General features: G+C 58.5%; 13 protein-coding genes. 6 read left to right on the top strand and 7 right to left on the bottom strand.

Annotated features, from left to right (window positions below; genetic code table 11):
* Positions 1-39: 39 nt before the first annotated feature.
* The 4 genes from polA to AABB29_RS00175 all read left to right on the top strand — a co-directional run bounded on the left by polA (position 40) and on the right by AABB29_RS00175 (position 10,319).
* On the top strand, positions 40-2,838 hold the full coding sequence (gene polA / locus AABB29_RS00190) for a DNA polymerase I (protein ID WP_341368862.1): 2,799 nt from the start codon (positions 40-42) through the stop codon (positions 2,836-2,838).
* A 32-nt stretch (positions 2,839-2,870) separates the two neighbouring features.
* Complete coding sequence (locus AABB29_RS00185) at positions 2,871-3,191, top strand: hypothetical protein (RefSeq protein ID WP_341368863.1); 321 nt, start codon at positions 2,871-2,873, stop codon at positions 3,189-3,191.
* Between the two features lie 802 nt (positions 3,192-3,993).
* Complete coding sequence (locus tag AABB29_RS00180) at positions 3,994-5,196, top strand: M48 family metalloprotease (protein ID WP_341368864.1); 1,203 nt, start codon at positions 3,994-3,996, stop codon at positions 5,194-5,196.
* Positions 5,193-10,319 carry an AAA domain-containing protein gene (locus AABB29_RS00175; protein ID WP_373636703.1) on the top strand — a complete coding sequence of 1,709 codons (5,127 nt, stop codon included), beginning with the start codon at positions 5,193-5,195 and terminating at the stop codon, positions 10,317-10,319. Before AABB29_RS00180 ends, AABB29_RS00175 begins: the two co-directional genes overlap by 4 nt.
* A 196-nt stretch (positions 10,320-10,515) precedes the next feature.
* Here AABB29_RS00175 and AABB29_RS00170 read toward each other — a convergent pair whose 3' ends face one another.
* The 5 genes from AABB29_RS00170 to AABB29_RS00150 all read right to left on the bottom strand — a co-directional run bounded on the left by AABB29_RS00170 (position 10,516) and on the right by AABB29_RS00150 (position 15,905).
* A complete protein-coding gene (locus AABB29_RS00170; RefSeq protein WP_341368868.1) occupies positions 10,516-10,983 on the bottom strand; it encodes an Hsp20 family protein in 468 nt (155 codons plus the stop codon).
* Between the two features lie 165 nt (positions 10,984-11,148).
* A complete protein-coding gene (locus tag AABB29_RS00165) occupies positions 11,149-11,958 on the bottom strand; it encodes a trypsin-like serine protease (RefSeq protein ID WP_341368869.1) in 810 nt (269 codons plus the stop codon).
* Between the two features lie 56 nt (positions 11,959-12,014).
* Positions 12,015-13,334, bottom strand: a complete 1,320-nt coding sequence (gene glcF / locus AABB29_RS00160) for a glycolate oxidase subunit GlcF (protein ID WP_373636702.1) — start codon at positions 13,332-13,334, stop codon at positions 12,015-12,017.
* Positions 13,334-14,455, bottom strand: coding sequence for an FAD-binding protein (locus tag AABB29_RS00155; protein ID WP_341368870.1), 1,122 nt, complete (start codon positions 14,453-14,455; stop codon positions 13,334-13,336). Before AABB29_RS00155 ends, glcF begins: the two co-directional genes overlap by 1 nt.
* 16 nt (positions 14,456-14,471) lie before the next feature.
* Positions 14,472-15,905 (bottom strand): FAD-linked oxidase C-terminal domain-containing protein, encoded by a 1,434-nt coding sequence (locus tag AABB29_RS00150; RefSeq protein WP_341368871.1) that lies wholly within the window; start codon positions 15,903-15,905, stop codon positions 14,472-14,474.
* 90 nt (positions 15,906-15,995) lie between these two features.
* On the opposite strand from AABB29_RS00150, the gene AABB29_RS00145 reads away from it, so the two are divergent.
* On the top strand, positions 15,996-16,694 hold the full coding sequence (locus AABB29_RS00145; protein ID WP_341369038.1) for a DUF599 domain-containing protein: 699 nt from the start codon (positions 15,996-15,998) through the stop codon (positions 16,692-16,694).
* Entirely contained in the window at positions 16,691-17,029 is a 339-nt protein-coding gene (locus AABB29_RS00140; protein WP_373636701.1) for a hypothetical protein, read from the top strand. Before AABB29_RS00145 ends, AABB29_RS00140 begins: the two co-directional genes overlap by 4 nt.
* A 114-nt stretch (positions 17,030-17,143) precedes the next feature.
* Here the strand turns inward: AABB29_RS00140 and AABB29_RS00135 are convergent, their stop codons facing one another.
* The gene (locus tag AABB29_RS00135) at positions 17,144-18,040 is read right to left on the bottom strand and encodes an endonuclease/exonuclease/phosphatase family protein (RefSeq protein ID WP_341368873.1); all 897 of its coding nucleotides are present in this window, start codon (positions 18,038-18,040) and stop codon (positions 17,144-17,146) included.
* Between the two features lie 21 nt (positions 18,041-18,061).
* The gene (locus tag AABB29_RS00130) at positions 18,062-20,131 is read right to left on the bottom strand and encodes a hypothetical protein (protein WP_341368874.1); all 2,070 of its coding nucleotides are present in this window, start codon (positions 20,129-20,131) and stop codon (positions 18,062-18,064) included.
* Positions 20,132-20,148: the final 17 nt, after the last annotated feature.

Raw genomic sequence — 20,148 nt, 5'->3', positions numbered from 1 at the left:
CATGGCAAAACGCCTATCAGGACAACAGGGTAGGGCGATATGACAACGCAATTCGGAAAAGGCTGCCATCTTCATTTGATCGATGGCTCGGCGTTTATCTTTCGCGCCTATCATGCGCTGCCGCCTTTGACGCGCAAATCCGACGGAATGCCCGTGGGCGCGGTCAGCGGCTTTGTGAACATGCTTCAGCGCTATGTCGAAGGAAACTCTGGCCCCGATGCACCCACCCATGTGGCTGTGATCTTTGACAAGGGCAGTCACACATTCCGCAATGATCTTTATGATCAGTACAAGGCCAATCGCGAGGCGATGCCAGAGGATTTGCGCCCGCAAATCCCGCTGACCCGCGATGCCACCCGCGCGTTTAACATCGCCTGCGAGGAAATCGAAGGGTTTGAGGCCGATGACATCATGGCGACGTTGGCCCATCAGGCCCGCGATGCGGGTGGGCGGGTGACGATCTTGTCGTCCGACAAGGACTTGATGCAGCTTGTGGGCGATGGCGTCGAAATGCTGGATCCGATGAAGAACAAGCGTATCGACCGCGATGGTGTATTGGAAAAATTCGGTGTCGCGCCTGAACGTGTTGTCGATGTGCAAGCGCTGGCTGGTGACAGTGTGGATAACGTGCCCGGCGCGCCTGGCATTGGGATCAAGACCGCCGCCTTGCTGATCAATGAATATGGCGATCTGGAAAGCCTGCTCGACCGCGCCCAGGAAATCAAACAGCCGAAGCGTCGCCAGACCCTGATCGACCACCGTGCGCAGATTGAACTGTCGAAGCAGCTTGTGCAGCTGGACTGCGACATGGAATTGCCCTTCACCCTGGACGATCTTGAGGTGAAAGACCCGGTCGTCGATGACCTGATGGCGTTTCTTACCGAGATGGAATTCCGTACTGTCACCAAACGCATCGCGGATAAGCTGGGGGTCGAAGCTCCAGTGGTTGAGGTCGCAACCTCTGCAGAAGAAGTCGCCGCCCCCGAGGCCGTGCCATTTGACGCGGACAAGTACGAATGCGTCCGGGACGCTGCCGCGCTGCAAGTCTGGATCGACCGGATTTGGGAACGGGGCTATGTCGCAGTGGATACCGAAACAACCGGTCTGAACGAAATGGTCGTCGATCTGGTTGGTATCTCGCTTTGTGTTGAGGCCGGGCAGGCCTGTTATGTCCCGCTGGCCCATAAGGCGGCCCCGGCCGATGATCTGTTCGGCTCGGACGATATGGCCGACGGGCAGATGGATATGGATACCTGCCTTGATCTGCTGCGCCCCGTGCTGGAAAGCGATGCGGTCATGAAGATCGGGCAAAATATGAAATATGATGCCAAGATTTTCGCCCGTTATGGCGTTGCGGTCGCGCCTATAGATGACACGATGCTGATGTCTTATGCCATGAACGCAGGCCTGCATAATCATGGAATGGACACGCTGTCCGACCGGTATCTGGGGCATACACCGATCCCCATTAAACCGCTCTTGGGCACGGGGAAATCGGCAATCACCTTTGACCGTGTGCCGATTGACCAGGCCGTGCCTTACGCGGCTGAGGACGCCGATATCACCCTGCGGCTGTGGCAACAGTTCAAACCGCAGTTGCATGTCAAACAGGTCACGACCGTTTATGAAACGCTGGAACGCCCCTTGGTGCCGGTATTGGCGCAGATGGAGCGTAACGGGATCAAGGTGGATCGCGACACGCTGTCCCGTATGTCCAATGCCTTTGCCCAGAAAATGGCGGGGCTGGAGGCCGAGCTATATCAACTCGCGGGCCATGAATTTAACGTGCAGGCCCCCGCGCAAGTGGGCAAAATCCTGTTTGAGGAAATGGGATTAGAAGGCGGTAAGAAAACCAAGACCGGCCAATGGTCCACGCCTGCCGATGTGCTTGAGGATCTGGCGACCGAACATGATTTCGCCGGGCGCATTCTGGATTACCGGCAACTGGCCAAGCTGAAATCGACCTATACGGATGCTTTGCAAGAACATGTCAATCCCGACACCGGCCGCGTGCACACGTCTTATTCCATAGCCGGGGCGAACACCGGGCGGCTCGCCTCGACCGATCCGAACTTGCAGAATATCCCGATCCGCACAGAAGAAGGCCGCCGCATCCGCGAGGCATTCGTTGCCGAGCCGGGCAAGGTGATCGTGGCGCTCGATTATAGCCAGATTGAGCTGCGCATTCTGGCGCATATCGCCGGGATTGATGCGTTGAAACAGGCGTTTCTGGATGGGATCGATATTCATGCGATGACGGCGTCGGAAATGTTCGATGTGCCGCTCGATGAAATGACGCCCGAGGTGCGGCGTCAGGCCAAGGCGATCAATTTCGGGGTGATCTACGGGATTTCCGGCTTTGGTCTGGCGCGCAACCTGCGCATCCCGCGCGGTGAGGCGCAGGGATTCATTGATCGTTATTTCGAACGCTTCCCCGGTATTCGAAAATACATGGACGACACTGTGAGTTTCGCCAAGGAACATGGTTATGTGCAGACGCTCTTTGGGCGCAAGATCAACACCCCTGAAATCAACGCCAAAGGCCCACATGCGGGCTTTGCCAAACGGGCGGCGATCAACGCGCCAATTCAGGGCACGGCGGCTGATGTGATCCGGCGCGCCATGGTGCGGATGCCGGATGCGATTGCGGATATGCCTGCAAAAATGTTGCTGCAGGTGCATGATGAACTATTGTTTGAGGTGGAAACGGGCGCTGTCGAAGATTTGATTGGCACAGCCCGCGAAGTCATGGAAAATGCCAGCGATCCGGCGGTACGTTTGGATGTGAAGCTAGCAGTCGATGCAGGACAAGGAGCCAACTGGGCCGAGGCCCATTAGCGTTCAGAGGGGAAGCAATGACGCGTGTTTTGATGAGTTTATTTGCAATGATTTTTGCGGGCAGTGTTGCTGCCCAAGACGGACCGTTTCGGTCGCATGATGGGACGGTGTTCAGCTTTGCGCAGAACCAACACGGGGGGGTGCTGACGTCAATCGGGCGGCAGACCGCTGCACAGCTGGACGTGGGCGACGTGCTCTATCTTGGCCGCTCATGTGATGCGTTCAGCACCGAATTTGGGGATGGCAGCTGGAGCCGGACCAATATGGGTTTCCTGGTCGAGTTTCCGGGGCTGCGCCTTGGCTTTCCCGATCAGGCCATCGATATCGTCCCGGGCAACCGCTGCCGCATCTAAAAGATAAGGGTGTCCCAATTTTGGTCCGGCGCAACTGATCGGCCTTGGATGCCAAAACAAGCCTGTTTGCCGTGTCGGATCGCGCGGGGTAGCGAGCGATAGAAACCGGCCGACGAAGGCCGGTCAAAATCATTGTTTTGGCCTATGCGCTGCGACCCACAATCACCGCGTGGCCGGTTCTTAGGCAAACTGCAACGGGCGCTTTCTAAGGCCGAGCCGGCTATTGCGGTGCCTACGCCATCGTGATTCAACAGAGCGTTGGTTGTAGTTTCCCCATCAGGCACCGCCCTATTCTTTGATGTTCCCTCAAAACCGTCGGCACCGCCCGGCCTTACATTTTGCGAAGCATGAGATTGGGCTGAAGGCGATTGTCGCCATTGCTCGCAATCAAGCTTTGGCGTTTGGCGCTAGATACACCGCCTACGCCGATGTGGGATGCTGCGCGCAGGGTCCGGTCGGCATAACCGACAGTAAAATAGGGCAGCATCCCTATAAAACGGCGCGTACCGAAAGAGGTACTTGGTGACCTTACATCATCATGTCAGGCACGAACCAAAAAAGGCTTACGTCGCTAGGTGAACAGCGTTGGTTCGGCCTCTTAACTCGGTGCCTTTGACAGACACCGTGAGCTTTGCTGCGGCCAATACTCAATGTTTCAGATGCGGGACAAAGCAGAATTTGGTCGTTATGCCGTGAATGTCTTCTTTTCCAAATCAGCGAGATGTTGAACGAGGGAAATTGACCCAGTGAAAGCCGTTTTCGGGACATAGAATTGTACCTTTTAGTACGGTAGACGGGTAGAATGAGCGATCTAACCGAACCAAAACCCGGCATAATCCCTGATTTCCTACCTTATCACAAGAATCTCGCCGATCTTCTCGAGCGCGAGGAAGAAGGGTTCTGGAAATGGTTCGCGTCCGACAATATGGCGGCGCAGACGTTTGACGATCACCGGTTGTTTCTGCTGAAAAACTCGGTCCGGCTGGATCGGGCCACATATGGTGAGCTGTTCAAACAAGCCCAAGCCGTTGCCGACATGCTCCAGATCGAGGCACCGCTGACAATCTACCAGGGTCAGGGGGATGCACGAAATGCGGCGCTTATCTTTATGCCAGACACGGTCAACATCATCTTTCACGGCGATCTGATTGAATTCCTCGAACCCGAGGAGCTGACCGCCGTTCTGGCCCACGAGATGGCACATTACATGCACCACACGCGCGAGGATGGTCGTTATTTCATTGTAGATCGGATGCTTGACTGGATCTGCGGCGAACATGGCGCGCATCAGGCGCATGCCACCTCGCTCTGGCTTTCGAGGCTGTATCAGGAAATCTATGCGGACCGCCTGGGGCTTTTCGTGTCGGGCAACGTCAAGGCGTCAATCTCGTCGTTAGTCAAGGTCGGCAGTGGCCTGTCGAAGGTCTCTGTCGAGGCTTACTTGACCCAGGCCCGCGAGGCATTGGAAATGGCTGATGGCCACGGTTCCGAAGGTTTCACCCATCCTGAGACCTACATCCGCGCCATCGCCTTGTCGAACTGGGCCGAAGACCCAGCCACCGCCGACGAGAAACTGATCCAGCTGGTTGAGGGCAAGGCCAAGCTGGAACGATTGGATCTGCTGCGACAGGAAACCCTTTCCGCAACGACGCGTGCGTTGATCACCCATATCCTTGCCGCCGACTGGGCCGAGGAAAGCGAGATGTTGGGCGCCCATGCCCGCACCTTCTTCCCCGATTTCGAGAGGCAGTCCGAGGCCGAGGAGGCACCGAAAGACGATATCGCCAAGATGGACGACAGCTTGCGCGACTACCTCGCCTTTGTGCTGGCCGACTTTGCCACCGTTGATCCGGAACTGGATGACACGTCGTTGATGGCCGCTTTCGACATCTCGACCGAATGGGGCCTGGAAGAGGCCTTCGACAAAATCGCTGCCAAGGATCTCAAGCTGAAGGCCAAGGGCGTCGCCAAGATCCGTGCCGAACGGGCGGAGGCCGCGACATGACCGACGCCACCACAAATATCGAGGAACAACAGCTCGGCTTCTTCGATCTGCTGGACCAGTGGAACGACGCCAGTTCGATCGGGTCGGAAGACATTTTGGCGGCCATGCTGCCGCTGATGCTGCAAGTTTATGGCGCGCATAATGAGGGCAAGGTCGCGCCCGTGTTCTCGCCTAACAAGTTGCACGCTGATCACGGACATCTCTGGTTCCAGAATGCCGATCTGGAAAACCCAGCTACGACACAGGCCGTTACTCGGCTCAAAAACCGCGACCAGAAACGTTCGGTCAAGGTGGTCGAACACCTCAGTGTCGTTTCCGACGATGACGGGACCAAGGTCAGCGATAAATCGGTATCAGACGAAGCAGAAGACACACCCACCCCGCGCTACCTAACTGGTTATCGGTCGTGGGAAGTTGAAGCCGGCCACCATGACCCACTGACCGACATCTATGGGCTTGGAATGATCATGGCCTCGCTCGCCACCGGGCTGGACTTTCGCGAGCGCGAGCCGCTGGAAATCTTCACCCGTCACCGCACCGACCTGACCCGACTGAACACGCGTTTGCACCCTGTCATGGCCCGCGCGATTGAACGGATGACGTCGCTGCATCGCTATGACCGGGCGCAGGATCTTGGCGCGCTGATCAAGGCGCTGGAAAACCACCGCTCGATCGGGTCCGATTTCGAGGCCGACCTGTCGCTGAACGTGGCCGAAGAGAAGGACCCGCAAAAGGAGCTGATGAAACGCCTCCGCGCGCGGCTGTACGACCTGACGCGTCGTAACCGGCTGGTCTATCACAAGCCCACCGCGGGCGAGTTGAACCTGACCGAGACTTCGGTGCCGCTGGTCATCAATATCGATGCGATCAAAGAGAAAGACTTATTCACCGCCAAGGCCGACGTGATGCGAAAGCTGATCGCGGGCAAAGAAGTAACACTCGGCAGTTACTTGCGCTTCGAGGAAATGCTCTTCGCGCCATCGGTTCTCGCCAAAATTCGCTCAGACGCGGCCCGCGACCAACGCGAATTCGGCGGCTCACCTCTGCGGCTGGTGCCGGTGTTCCTCCGCTGGTATGATCTCAAGAACGCGCCAGAGGCGCCGATCTCATCGCCGCTACTGCTTATGCGTGTGGAATTGAAACGCCGCAAAGGTGTCCGCGACGGATTCACCCTGCGGCTTGAAAACACGATTGCCACGATCAACCCGGCACTGTCCTTCGTGCTGGAAAAGCTCTACGGCATCCGCCTGCCCCCCGAAGTGGATCTAGCCGAAGACAACGCCCTGCAAAATCTGCACGCCAATCTCGAGAAGCAGATCATGGCCACTGAGCCGGGCGTTAAACTGGAATACGCTGACCGGCCGAAGATGCGCCTGCTGCACCAAAAGGTGCGGCGTAGGTTGGATCAGTTCAACCGCCGTCGCCAGACTGTTTCCCGTGGCCGCCGCACGCTGAAAGGCATGAAGTACTCCTACGACCGCCCCGGCTTCGAGCCGCTTGGCATCCAACTCTTCCGCGAGTTCGTCTCGCTCGCTGAAGCCCCCCGGCGGGAATTGACCGGTCGCCCGCTGCCTCGACGATTCAACCAGCACAATATGGTCGCCAACACTGCCGAGTTGGAAGGCAACGTCCTTCAAAAGGTCGACGACACGACAGGTCGCTATGACTGGAGCTTCGATCTGTGCAACGTCACGCTGGCCAATTTCAACTATCGCAAGATGACGCTGGTCCGGGACTATGACGCGCTGATCTCGGGCGAGATGGTGCCGAACGAGGCGTTTGATCTGCTGTTCAGTAACGATCCCCGTCCTGCCGACAGTGTGCCCAGCCTGCCCAAACCGGAAAAGCGTTATCCGGTGATCGAAATGGATCCGACTCAGGAATCCTCTGTCCTGCGCGCCCGCACAGGCCAAAGCTATGTCATTCAAGGCCCCCCAGGCACCGGCAAGTCCCAAACAATTTCAAACCTAATCGCTGACTTCATCGGTCAGGGCAAACGCGTTCTATTCGTTTGTGAAAAACGCGCTGCGTTGGATGTGGTGTACAACCGACTGCGCGGTATCGGGCTGAGCACTATGTGCGCCCTTGTCCATGACAGTCAAGAAAACAAGCGCGACTTCATCAAAGAACTCGAACGGATCTACAATCACTGGTCCGAAACGCCGCCCGAAAAATCTGAGGACGACATCGAAACGCTCCGCCGGACCGAGATGACGCGCATCGAAACCGCGTTGGCCGATGTCGCGCTTTTGGTCGACACGATGCGCGGGCCGGCTATCGGGTCTGATACCGCGTTGGCCGACGTTCTGCGGCGGGCGTTGTCGGTCGAGGCGCCTGCGCTGACTGATGCGCAACGCCTGCATCTGCCTGACTTAGCCACTTGGACCAAATACGCTGACACGGTGCGCCGCGCCGCCGCCGGCCTCAAACGGATCAGCGGGGACGAGGTTTTGGCCCGCCGCCCCGAACGTCTTGTTGGCCCCGCACTTTGGAAAACCGACGACCTCACGACGACGCTGCCCGACCTGCTGCAACGCATCGCACCTCGCACCGGCCAACTCACAGCTGCCGCCGATGCTGCGTTCACCACAGACGCGCCTCTGACCCTCGGCAGTCTGATCGCCCAGATCCAGCTTGCGGCCCGCGTCTCCCCTGCCGCCGAAGTAGGCCAGCTTGGCGTCTTCGGCGATGACACTCCGCAGCGCAAATCTTACCGGGGGGAGGTGCGCGCGCTTGGCGAGGTCGAACGACAGTTTGACGAAGCCCGCGAAAAGACCTCCGCATGGACTGACCGGCTAAGCCCGTCCGAGACCGAAACTGCCCTGTCACTGGCCGAACAAAAGGAAGGCAGCTTCCTGTCCTTCCTCTCGGGCGATTGGCGCAGGCTGAAAGCGCTGGTGTCGTCTCGCACCGATGTGACGGGCCTCGCGATAGAGCCCTCGATTACCTCACTGCTCCGCGACCTGAAAGCCGAACACGAGGCGGCCAAAGCCGTCGACACCCGGGCGAGAGAGATCGCTCTTAAGTTCGGGTTCGACGACCACGCCGAGCTGACCGACCTTCTGGTCGAATTCGAAAGCGGCGGCACACGAGAAGGCCTTGCCGCCGATCCGCTTCGCGCGGCCATCCGCGCCGCCGATCCGCAGGCCGAGGCGAACATCACCACATTGGCGCGGCTATCCAGCCTGGCCGAGGCACTGTTGTCCGAGATAGACGGCAAGCTTGTGGGCCTCGAAACCGTTCCGGTCAACAGCGCCGACGCGGCCCTGACCGACCTCGCCACCAATGCACCTGCTTTGCGCGACCTGCAACCGCTAATGCAACCGCTTGCCAGCGCGCCAACCTCGCTCTGGTCATCGCTGACCGTGCTCGACCTGGCGCCCGACCGGATCGACGCTGCCACGCTGCACGAAGCGGTACGGCGCAGCCTGCTTCAGGTCCCCGGCCTAGCCAATGTCGACCCTGATATGCTGGCCGCTACCCGCAAAACCATCGCCGAAAGCCGCGTCGCACTGCAAACCCTGAACGCGCAACTGCTGGAAACTCGCGCTATCACCCGGTTCCGCGAACACGTCGCGCTGACCAACACAATGGACCGTGACCTGGACTTCGCCGACCGCGACCGCAAGTCTAACCTGAACAAGGCCCGCCGCGCACTGGAACATGAGTTCGGCAAGACCCGCGCCTATCGCTCCCCGCGCGAGATGCTGGCCGGACCGGCGGGCGCGCTGCTGCCCGATCTCAAGCCCATCTGGCTGATGAGCCCGCTCTCCGTCGCCGACGTCCTACCCCTTGGCACCGATCTGTTCGATGTAGTCATCTTTGACGAGGCCAGCCAAATCCCGGTGGAGGACGCCGTGCCTACGCTGGTCCGCGCGCCGCAAGTCATCGTCGTGGGGGACGACAAACAGCTGCCCCCGACCAACTTCTTTGGCTCGGGCAAAGCAGACGATGACTTTGACGGTGAGGACGACGACGACCTCGACTTCGAACTGAGCCAGGACAGCTTTCTGGCTTTGTCGGCCGAGAAACTAAGCGCCACCATGCTGGGTTGGCACTACCGCTCGCGCTCAGAAGAGCTGATCGGGTTCTCGAACGAGGCCTTCTACTCGGGTCGCCTGCTGACCATCCCGTCACACCGCTGTCTGCCCGAGGGTGAACCGCTCAACGTCACCGACCCCGCGACTTTGCCTGAACCGGCGGCAAACGTGCTCCGCCGTCCCGTTAGCTTCCATTACCTGCAAGACGGCACCTATTCCGAACGCCGCAACGCGGGCGAGGCAACCTACATCGCCCATTTCCTACGCGATCTGCTGGCTCAGAAAACCGGCAAAAGCGTCGGCATCGTTGCTTTCTCGGAAGCGCAGCAAGGCGAAATCGACAGCGCTCTGAACCGCCTCGCCGATGAGGACGAGGAATTCGCCGACTTGTTGGATACCGAACGTGACCGCGAAGACGACGGAACCTTCAACGGCCTGTTCGTCAAGAATCTGGAAAATGTCCAGGGCGACGAGCGCGACATCATCATCCTGTCGATCTGCTACGGCCCTGACCGGGCAGGCAAGATGCGGATGAACTTCGGCCCGATCAACAAGCTTGGCGGCGAAAAGCGCCTCAACGTCATTTTCTCACGTGCCAAAGAAAACATGGTCGTCGTCTCCTCGATCAAAGGTGACCGGATCAGCAACGACTACAACGCCGGTGCAAATGCGCTGAAAACCTTCCTGCACTACGCGGAAGCTGTCTCGACCGGCAATGACACCGCTGCGGTGCGCGCGCTGTCTTCGGTCTCGAACCGGATCGGCGGCGGCAAGCACAAAGAGGCGAACGTGGTGACCGAAGCAATGGCCGACCGGATCAAAGCGCGCGGCTGGGAGGTGCGGCAGAACCTTGGCCTGTCTGACTTTGTCGTCGACCTTGCGATCCGCAAACCGGGCGCCGAGGATTACCAACTCGCAATCTTGATCGACCGCGCCGCCGATGGCAGCGTGAAGGAAGCCTTCACCACCCGCTCAACCCTGCTCGAGGTGTTCGGCTGGCAGGTCATTACCTTGCCGCTCAAGGACTGGTGGGCCGACCCTGACGCCGTGCTGGACCGGATCGACGCGGCGATGACAACTTAGTCACCCAGTCCTTTCTAGAGCTCGCCGTAGCGGACATTTGTGTAAGTCACATAATTTGTAACTCTTGGCTCTCTGCCGACATTGACAGATTGGCTTTGCAATCGCAGCAGTGCTGGTTCGGCTTGACAGTCGTCCACATAAGAAAGGCCCCTGCTGTGCAAGGGCCTTTGATGCGAATGTGACTTTGCTTTAGGCCTTAGTTTACTGACTTCGCATCAACCAGATTGGCGTCCGTTTTGGCGGATGATGCGATTTCAATTCGGCGCGGTTTCAGCGCTTCGGGGACTTCGCGGACCAAATCAATATTCAGCATGCCGTTTTCATGGGTGGCCCCCGTCACTTTGACATGGTCGGCCAATTGGAAACGACGCTCAAATGCGCGGGTAGCGATGCCGCGATGTAGGAAGTTGCGCTCTGCTGTTTCATCGGCTTTGCGGCCAGTGACCAGCAATGCCCGATCCTTCAGCTCAATCGCAAGCTCATCTTCGGAAAATCCGGCGACGGCCACGGAAATTTGCCAGGCGTCATCAGCGGTCTTTTCTATGTTGTATGGGGGGTAGGTGTTCTGTCCCACTTCATTGGCAAGGGCCCGGTCCATCAGGTCGGCGATTTGGTCAAAGCCTACGGTGGCACGGTAAAGTGGTGTTAGGTCGAAATTACGCATTTGAGTCATCCTTTATCAAGCGATAACAGTTGTTTAGCCTTCCCAGATGGGACAGGCAGGGTTGATCGGAACCCATCCTTGGCGTTCCGGTAGAATTTATCTGGGGATGGAAAATGCGGGTTTCAAGACCCCGGAGAGTTTCGATTTACATCGAAACCTCAGGCCCTAATCAACACTTACAAATTTGGCGCCTGTATCGTTGCGCTCGCCCGTTGTGATCAAACGTTGCGATCCACCCGGGCGGGCGGGGCCCATCGCGGCAAAATGCGCAAGCAAGGCCGATAATGGCCCTTCAAGCGATGTGCCAAGCGAAACTTTGCGCCCATCCACATGCGCCATCGCTGACACGACCGAGGCGATACGCGTCTCGCCTTCATGAACCATGAAAACAGGGGCGCCACTGGATCCAAATTCTACATCGCAGGTCATCACAATCACTCCGGTCTGGCGGCCCAGAACGCTGCACAGCTCTTGCAGGCTCGGCGCATCTTCCCGGCCGCGCCCGTAAGAGACAACGCCGACCTCGTCACCGGTCAAGGGACGTGGGGCAATCAAATAGGGACGCATCCGGGTCGCACGGATCGGTTGGTCAAGCTCTAGCACAGCGATGTCCATAGCTACCTCGGACGGGCGGGTACTGTCGCCATTGGGCGTATAATTGGGGTGCGCGATGGCGCGCGAGATCGTCCGCGTCGCCGAAGCGCGTCCATCACGCAGGCCGGCCCGGAACTCAAACCGGTCGGGATCGATCAGGATGCCCTCGTCATCATAAAGGCAATGCGCTGCGGTAAGAATCAACCGGTCGCGGATAAGCGCAGCTGTGCAAAACCCTTTGCCGCGAATATCCAGACGGCCGACGGCCTCCCAGCCCTCGCTGTCTTGCCTTGTTTCAAGTGTCACCAGCGCAGATTCCTGCCCCAACGCAGTGAATGTGGTTGCTAGAAATAGTACCGTCGAGACAATGAAAGAACGCATGCAAATCCCTACCATTCGCTTTGAAGATGAGCGAGAGTTAAGGCAGGATTATGGCATTATCGTAAGATCGGAACAGCAGGCGCGCGCTTGCCCGGAGCGGTCAATGCAGGCGGCTGCGGCCCCCCTGTGGCCCAGTCCAGCAATTCGACCGTATGCACGATCGGAACCGCGGTTCCGCTGCCAATCTGCATCATGCAGCCGATATTACCAGCGGCGATAATGTCGGGGCTCAAGTCCTCGAGCGTTTGCACTTTGCGCGTCTTCAATTGCCCCGAGATTTCCGGCTGCATCAGGTTGTATGTCCCTGCCGAACCGCAGCACAGATGACTGTCAGCGGGTTCCAATACGGTGTATCCTGCCCTTTTAAGCAGCTCTTTGGGTGCCGTCTTGATTTGCTGCCCATGTTGTAGCGAACAGGCCGCGTGATAGGCGACTTTGGTGTCTTTCTGGGCGCCCTCGGGCAGGTCCAGTTTCAGCAAAAGCTCTGAGACATCCATCGCAATCGCCGAGATCCGGGCCGCATCCGCCGCCAGCGGATCGTTGCGGAACATATGCCCGTAATCCTTGACTGTGGTTCCGCAGCCAGAGGTGTTGATCACAATGGCATCCAGCCCCCCAGTGTCCATTTCATGGGTCCAGGCTGTGATATTCTTGGCTGCGGCGGCATGGCTTTCATCTTCTTTGCCCATGTGATGGGTCAATGCGCCGCAACAACCCGCCCCCTTGGCCACAACGATTTCAGCACCCAGCCGGGTCAACAGCCGGATCGTGGCGTCATTGATATCGGTGTTCAGCGCCTTTTGCGCACAACCGGTCATCAGCGCAACGCGCATTTTTTTGTCCTTGGCTGGAAAGGTTTGCGGGTCATCATTGCGGCTGACGGGGGGGATGGTTTTGGGGGCCATGGCCAGCATGGCTTTCAGGCGCGGATCAGGCATGAAACGGGCAAAGGGCCGTCCGATCTTTGCACCCAAAAGCGCCAAGCGGAACCGGGTTGGATAGGGCAGGATGCGTGCCAAAAGCCAGCGCAGGGCCCGGTCAGACCAAGGTCGGTCGTAGTTCTTTTCGATATAAGCGCGAGCATGGTCGACCAGGTGCATATAATGGACACCTGACGGGCAGGTGGTCATACAGGCCAGACAAGACAGGCAGCGGTCGATATGTTTGACGGTCTTTTCATCGGGCACGCGCTCATTTTCGAGCATATCCTTGATCAAATAGATACGCCCGCGCGGGCTGTCGAGCTCATCCCCCAGGACTTGATAGGTGGGGCAAGTTGCTGTGCAAAAGCCGCAATGCACACAGGCGCGCAGGATTTCGTTGGATCGCTGAATGGCGGGGTCGGTCAGCTGCTTTGGTGTAAATGTGGTTTGCATCAGCCCATCATCCCTGGGTTAAGAATGCCGCGCGGATCGAATTTGGCGCGCAGACCTGCGGTAATGGCGGCCAGCGGGGTCGGTTCGGGCTGGAAAACCGGTACGTCGGCGCGGCCACGGATCAATGTGGCGTGGCCCGCAAAATTAGCTAATTTTGCGCGCGGCTCCGTTCCATCTGTCAGCGCCCAGATCAACCCGCCGCCCCAATCATATTGCACCGCTTTCGCGCCGATTTGGGCCGCAACCGCCGCCGCGTCAGATGGTTTGACTGAAATCCGCCACACATCACCGGGTTGATCGGCGAAGGTCTTAACATCGCGGACCCAGGCCCAACCTTTTTCGGTGCCATACCCGTCTGGGTCATCGCCTGTCTGCACGCTCGCCGTACCAAAAGGCGCCAGCAGAGCGCAAAGCTTTTCGCAGCGATAGGCAACTGACGCTTCAAACCCCTCAATCCGGATCATCGTCACCGGATCGCCATCCATGCCCCTGGGCAGATGCGTGGCGCCGGTGACCTCAAAGGGCGAGCCAAGCGCGGTAGACAGGGCCTTGATCGCGGTTGCGTCATCCAGCCCATGCAGCAAAATGCAGGCCGTGGTTTCCACATTTGGCAACACTTTCAGCGACACTTCGGTGAGCACACCCAAGGTGCCGTAAGACCCAGACAGGAGCTTGACCAGATCATAGCCAGTGACATTCTTCATCACGCGCCCGCCATTTTTGACGATATTGCCTGCACCATCCACAAAACGAACGCCGAGCGTGAAATCACGGCATGCGCCCACAGCAATCCGACGTGGGCCCGACACATTGGCCGCAACGACCCCGCCGATCGTTGGCGTGCCGGTTGTGCCCAAAAGCGCCCGGTGATCCATCGGCTCAAAGGCAAGGCGTTGGTTCTCCTTGGCCAGGGCCGCCTCAATCTCGGCAACCGGGGTGCCGGCCTTCGCGACCAATGTCAGCGCGCCGGGTTCATAAAGAGTGATCCCGCGCATCTTCGCAGTGCTGAGCGGTGCCCCCGCCACCTGCCCAATGGGGCGGGTGCCACCACCGGATATCTGCAAAGGCCCATCGGCTGCGCTGATGATTTGCGCAAGCGCGTCTTCTGTTTCTGGCATCATGATGTCATTCATGGGTTTAGGCCACGCGGCGGGGCTGTGATGTGTCCAGCGGAAAGACCTTGGCCGCATTGAGCAGCCATTTGGGGTCAAACACATCTTTGATCGCCATCTGCGCCTCAAGATCGGCCGGATCATATTGAACATGCATCAGATCGCGCTTTTCAATGCCCACACCATGTTCGCCGGTCAGGCAGCCGCCGACCTCAACACATAGTTTCAGGATCTCGGCGCCGAATGCCTCGCAACGTTCCAGATCGCCCGGTTTGTTGGCGTCAAACAGAATAAGCGGGTGCATGTTCCCATCGCCTGCGTGAAAGACATTGCCAACTTTCAGGCCAAACTCTGCGGACATCTCGCCAATGCGCTTAAGCACAAAGGGCAGAGACGAAACCGGAATCGTTCCGTCAAGACACATGTAGTCATTGATCTGGCCCATGGCGCCAAAGGCCGATTTGCGCCCGAGCCAAATACGCCCGGCCTCGTCGCTATCCTGGGCCTGGCGCAGCTCAACCGGATTATGCTTGGCCGCGATTTTCATAATCAGATCAAGCTGGTGGTCGATCTCTGCCTCCGATCCTTCGACCTCAACGATCAGCAGCGCTTCGCACATCGGATAGCCCGCCTTGGCGAAGTTTTCGGTCGCTTCGATACAGGGGCGGTCCATGAATTCGATGGCGACGGGCAAGACCCCTGCTTTGATAATATCGGTCACGACCTGGCCTGCCACTTCGGAGCTGTCATAGCCCATCAGCACCGGGCGCGCGCCTTCGGGCTTATGCAGAATGCGCAACGTGGCTTCGGTCACGACGCCCAGTTGGCCTTCTGATCCGCAGATCAGCCCCAGCAGATCAAGCCCCCCGGCATCCAGATGCGCCCCGCCAATATCGACCACGGTGCCATCCATCATGACCATCTTCACGCCCATCAGATTATTGGTCGTCACCCCATATTTCAGGCAATGGGCCCCACCCGAATTCATCGCGATATTGCCTGCAATCGCGCAAGCCAGTTGGCTAGAGGGGTCAGGCGCATAAAAGAACCCATCGGCTTCAACCGCCCCTGTGACAGACAGGTTCGTCCGCCCCGTTTGCACCGTGATATAGCGATCATCGTAATTTGTTTCGATGACCTGGTTCATCTTGGCCACGCCCAGGATCACACTATCTGCCGTCGGCAAGGCGCCACCGGCAAGCGATGTACCGGACCCGCGCGGCACAACGGGCACGCCCAGTTCGTGACACAGACTTAAGACTGCTGAAACCTCTTCGGTGTTAGCTGGCAAAACCGCGCAAAGGGGCGGACATTTATAAGCGGTCAGGGCGTCGCATTCATAGGCGCGTGTCTCGGCAATATCGGCCATCACCGCGTCATTGGGCAGAACGGCACGCAGGCGCGACACGATGTAATCCTTGCGGGACAGAACGCTGGCATCGGGGGCTGGCATCTCCATCAGAGCGACTCCTTTTGGAATAATTGGTAAAAACATATTACCAATTTTAAAATCTGGCAAGTCCGATCCGAAGCAGGTAGTTACATGGGCATGAAGTTTCTTGACCAGATCGCCTTGCTGTCCCCCGTCGATTGGGGTGCCGCCGGCCTGATTATCCTGTCTTGTTTTGTGATTGGCTGGATGATCGAACATCCCGGCGCCAAACGCCCATCCGTTACCATTTTGATGTCCGAGCAGCGACGCGAATGGATGAAAGTCTTTGTGACCCGGGATCCGCGTATTTATGACAGCCAAATCCTGACCAGCCTCAGGCAGGGGACAGCGTTTTTTGCCTCAACCAGTTTGCTGGCCATCGGGGGTGTGCTTGCGCTTGTCGGCAACACAGAGCCCTTGCGGGGTGTGGCCGCAGAGGTTTCGACCATTCCGGTGCCCGTCTTGATCTGGCAGTTGAAACTGGGCCTGGTGGCCTTGTTTTTGACCAATGCCTTTTTGAAATTTGTGTGGGCGAACCGGGTCTTTGGCTATTGCGCGGTGATGATGTCTGCGGTCCCAAATGATCCCGAAGATCCAGCAGCTTATCCACGGGCAGCCCAAGCGGCCGAGCTGAATATCCGGGCCGCGATGAACTTTAACCGCGGGCTGCGCAGCATGTATTTTGCGCTGGGCGCTTTGGCCTGGCTCATAGGCGCATTTGCGCTGATGATCGCCACGTTTTTGGTGTTATGGTTGGTCTGGTCACGGGAATTTGCATCGATTCCACGCAGCATTCTGTTAAAGGAAAAGTCATGAAATACGCATTTATCCTTGCATGTTTGGCGGGTCCGGCTTTGGCGGATTCCCCCGTCGTTGAGAATGTCACGATCAATGGCAATAGTGTCAGCGTGACCCTGTCCCATCCTGATACCGGCTGGGATGACTACGCCGACGGGTGGGAAGTTCTGGATGCGGATGGCAACCGGCTTGGGTATCGCGAGTTGCTGCATCCGCATGTGAATGAGCAACCTTTTACACGGTCCTTGTCGGGTGTGGACATCCCCGAGGATGCGACCGTCGTTTATATCCGCGCCCGCGATAATGTGGGTGGCTGGTCGGATGAGCTGTTTGAAGTCAAGCTTTCTGAGTGACGCTTTGGTCAGCTTGGTGAACCAAAACCAGGCACCAGCACAGCATATGATCGCCGTACAGAACCCGTACATAAGCTGTACATACGATCCCGGCGATGTCAGGGGTTTCGGGGGCTAGCTGCCAAGCCGGTAATCGGCGATGACAGGGTAATGATCGGTCGGCCATTCGCCATCGAATTTGTCACGCAGCACGACCGGATCACCGACAAGCGTGGCATCGCCGCTGACACCGATATGATCGATGGCACCAAACAGGTTGATGCCGCGATTAAAGTGATAAGTCGCCCCCTGTACCGGGGCGAAATCCAGTCTTGTCTCGGCCAGGATATCATGCACCCGGTCGCCGCGCCTGGCGTTCAGATCGCCAATCACAAAAAGCGTCTCGCCTGCGTCCATCCAGGGGGCAGTCCGCGCGGCCACCAGCTGTGCAGATTGGATCCGGTTTGCCCGGCTCGCATAATCGGTATGCAGGTTCACCACCCGAAAAATCTGGCCGCTGCCCTGATCTTCAAATTGCGCCCATGATGTGAATGCCGGGAAAGAGCCGTTAAAGGTCCGCGAATAGATCACATCGGGCGTGTCGGAGAAGAAAAACCAGCCCTGATCCAGAAGCCGCAGCCGATCTGCCCGGTAAAGGATCGGCTGGGTCGAGGGGAAAACGGCAGGATCACCAACAGCAGCGGCTTCATAGCCGGGATTGTTGGCCAGCAGCCAATCCAATGTCAGGTTTGTCTGATTATTTCCCCGGGCAAAGCTTTCCATTTCCTGAAAGCCGATCACATCCGCGTCGATGGCCTTGAAGGCCAAATCAAGCGGCCCTTTGCGCCGCTCCCAATCACCGACGGACCATGGGCCGGTCTGCTGGCGCAGGATGATGTAATGCACGTTATAGGTGGCGACCCGCAGCGTATCCCTGGCAGCAGGGGGCAGTGCTGCATTGCCCGAATTGCGGATCGTCTGGCAACCGATCATTGTCAGCAGGATCACCAGGACAACTGCAAATGCTTTCAAAAAAGTCCAAATCATCCGGGGCTATCGCCGTCCTTCGCGCATCCAGGCGCCCACCAAAAGCAGCGCGGCAAGCAGGAGGAAGGCCCAGGCGGGAAGGATTGGGTTCACGCGCACCTCGGCGGTTTGAAACGCGCCGCGCGGGGTGATCCCGATCCAGCCACGCCCATTGGCGGGGCGTCCTTCGCGGACGCTGCGAATGCTGACATCCCCGTCCGAGACCAATTTGATCCCGCCGCCAGTTCCGCTGACGATAGGTTCCAGCAAAGCGCCTGATGCAATGGTTTGCTCAAACTCGCGCGGTGCTGCCGGGCCAAGGGCGATCACGGTGTTTTCTTCACCGTCATCCAGCCGATAAAGCCCGATTTCCGGGGCTTCCCAGATGGTCTCAAACCGGCCGGGCGAAACCTCTTCTAGGCTCAGTATTGTCTCGCGCCCGTCGGGGTGGGTTATTGTCACATCGCCTGTTTCCAGATCAAGGGTGCGCCGGATGATCCGCATGGTCTGGCCGGTTGGTTCGACCCATAGGGCCTCTTCTTCCAGCTCGGGCTCTTTCATCATCCAATGGGCCAGCCGGCGCAGCAATTCCAGCTGCGGCCCGCCGCCTTCATAGCCCCGGTCCCACAGCCAGGAATGGTCCGATGCAATCAGGGAAACGCGCCCCTCACCGATCCGGTTCAGGATCAAAAGAGGCTTGTTATCCAGACCGGACATAACGGTTGTGGCCGCTTCAGGCACCAGCACGTCAACCAAACGGAACCAGCGGCCCCATCCGGGCCCTTCTTCATCCGTATTGCCGGGCGAGAGCAGGTCGAGCCCTTCGGTCACCGGGTGGCGTTGCCCCAGATCAGTGATCTGCGGGGTGTATGGTTCTTCGAATACGCGGGCCGTAGGCGCGCCGGGCAGGATATCGCCAAGAGGCGAGCGATAGATGCTTTCCGCCGATCCATATTCCGGCCCGGACGAGACAAGCACAGCCCCGCCTTGTTCCACGTAATCGCGAATATTGGCGAGATAATCGCTGGGCAGGATGCCGCGCCGCCGGTAGCGGTCAAAGATGATCAGATCGAAATCGGTGATCTTGTCTTGAAACAACTCGCGGGTTGGGAAGGCGATCAGGGACAATTCGCTAGTTGGAACGCCGTCTTGCTTATCTGGCGGACGCAGGATCGTGAAATGCACCAGGTCTACGGCGCTGTCAGATTTCAACAGGTTCCGCCATGTCCGTTCGCCCGGGTGCGGCTCGCCTGAAACCAGCAGCACCCGCAGCCGTTCGCGCACACCGTTGATTTGCACGACAGCGGCATTGTTGCGGGCGGTTAATTCGCCATCGGCCTCGGGGATCGTGAATTGCAGCACGTTCATACCGCCCCGGGGCAACTCGATCGGCAATTCGATATCCTGCCCGATGGGGACGGGGACAGTGATGGGCGGTTCACCATCGATTGAGATCGATAGCGGCACGTTATCCGTGGCTGGCGCGGCACCTTGATCCTCAACCCGGAGGGTGAGCAGCACCTGCTCGCCCAGGATCGCAAAGGCGGGCGCATTTGAAACGATCAATCGCCGGTCCCAATCGTCCGGCTCACCTGTTAGCAAGGTATGCAGCGGGGCGGGCAGATTGGGGGCGCGTTCCAGATCATGCAGCCGCCCGTCACTGAGTAGGATGATCCCGGCAATCCGCCCCTGCGGTTCTTCTGCCAGCGCGGTGGAAAGGGCGGTCATCAAGGCGGTGCCACTGTCGCCTTCGCCATCGCCCAGCGTGACGATGCGCAATTCGGCATTGGGCTGGCGTGCGATTTCGGCTTCGATATTGGCGATGGCAGCGGCGTTTTGATCGGGCCGGGCGCTGATCCGTTGGCTGGCGCTTTCGTCAATAACCAACATCACGATATCACTGAGCGGTTCGCGCTGTTCTTGTTGCAAGGCTGGGTTGGCAATGGCGGCCAGCAAGGCCAGCCCGGCCAGCCCGCGCAGCCACCAGCCAGCAAGCCGCCGCCAAAGGGCAAAGCCAACGAACAGCGCGGCAAGCCCGGCCAGGATATAGAGCAAGGCCAGCGGAATGAGCGGATCTAGGATAAGCGTGCCTGTCATTGTTTTGCCCTCACCGC

This window comes from Yoonia sp. BS5-3 (assembly GCF_038069655.2).
GTDB classification, from domain to species: domain Bacteria; phylum Pseudomonadota; class Alphaproteobacteria; order Rhodobacterales; family Rhodobacteraceae; genus Yoonia; species Yoonia phaeophyticola.
This window is presented reverse-complemented; position numbering and strand designations above follow the sequence as displayed.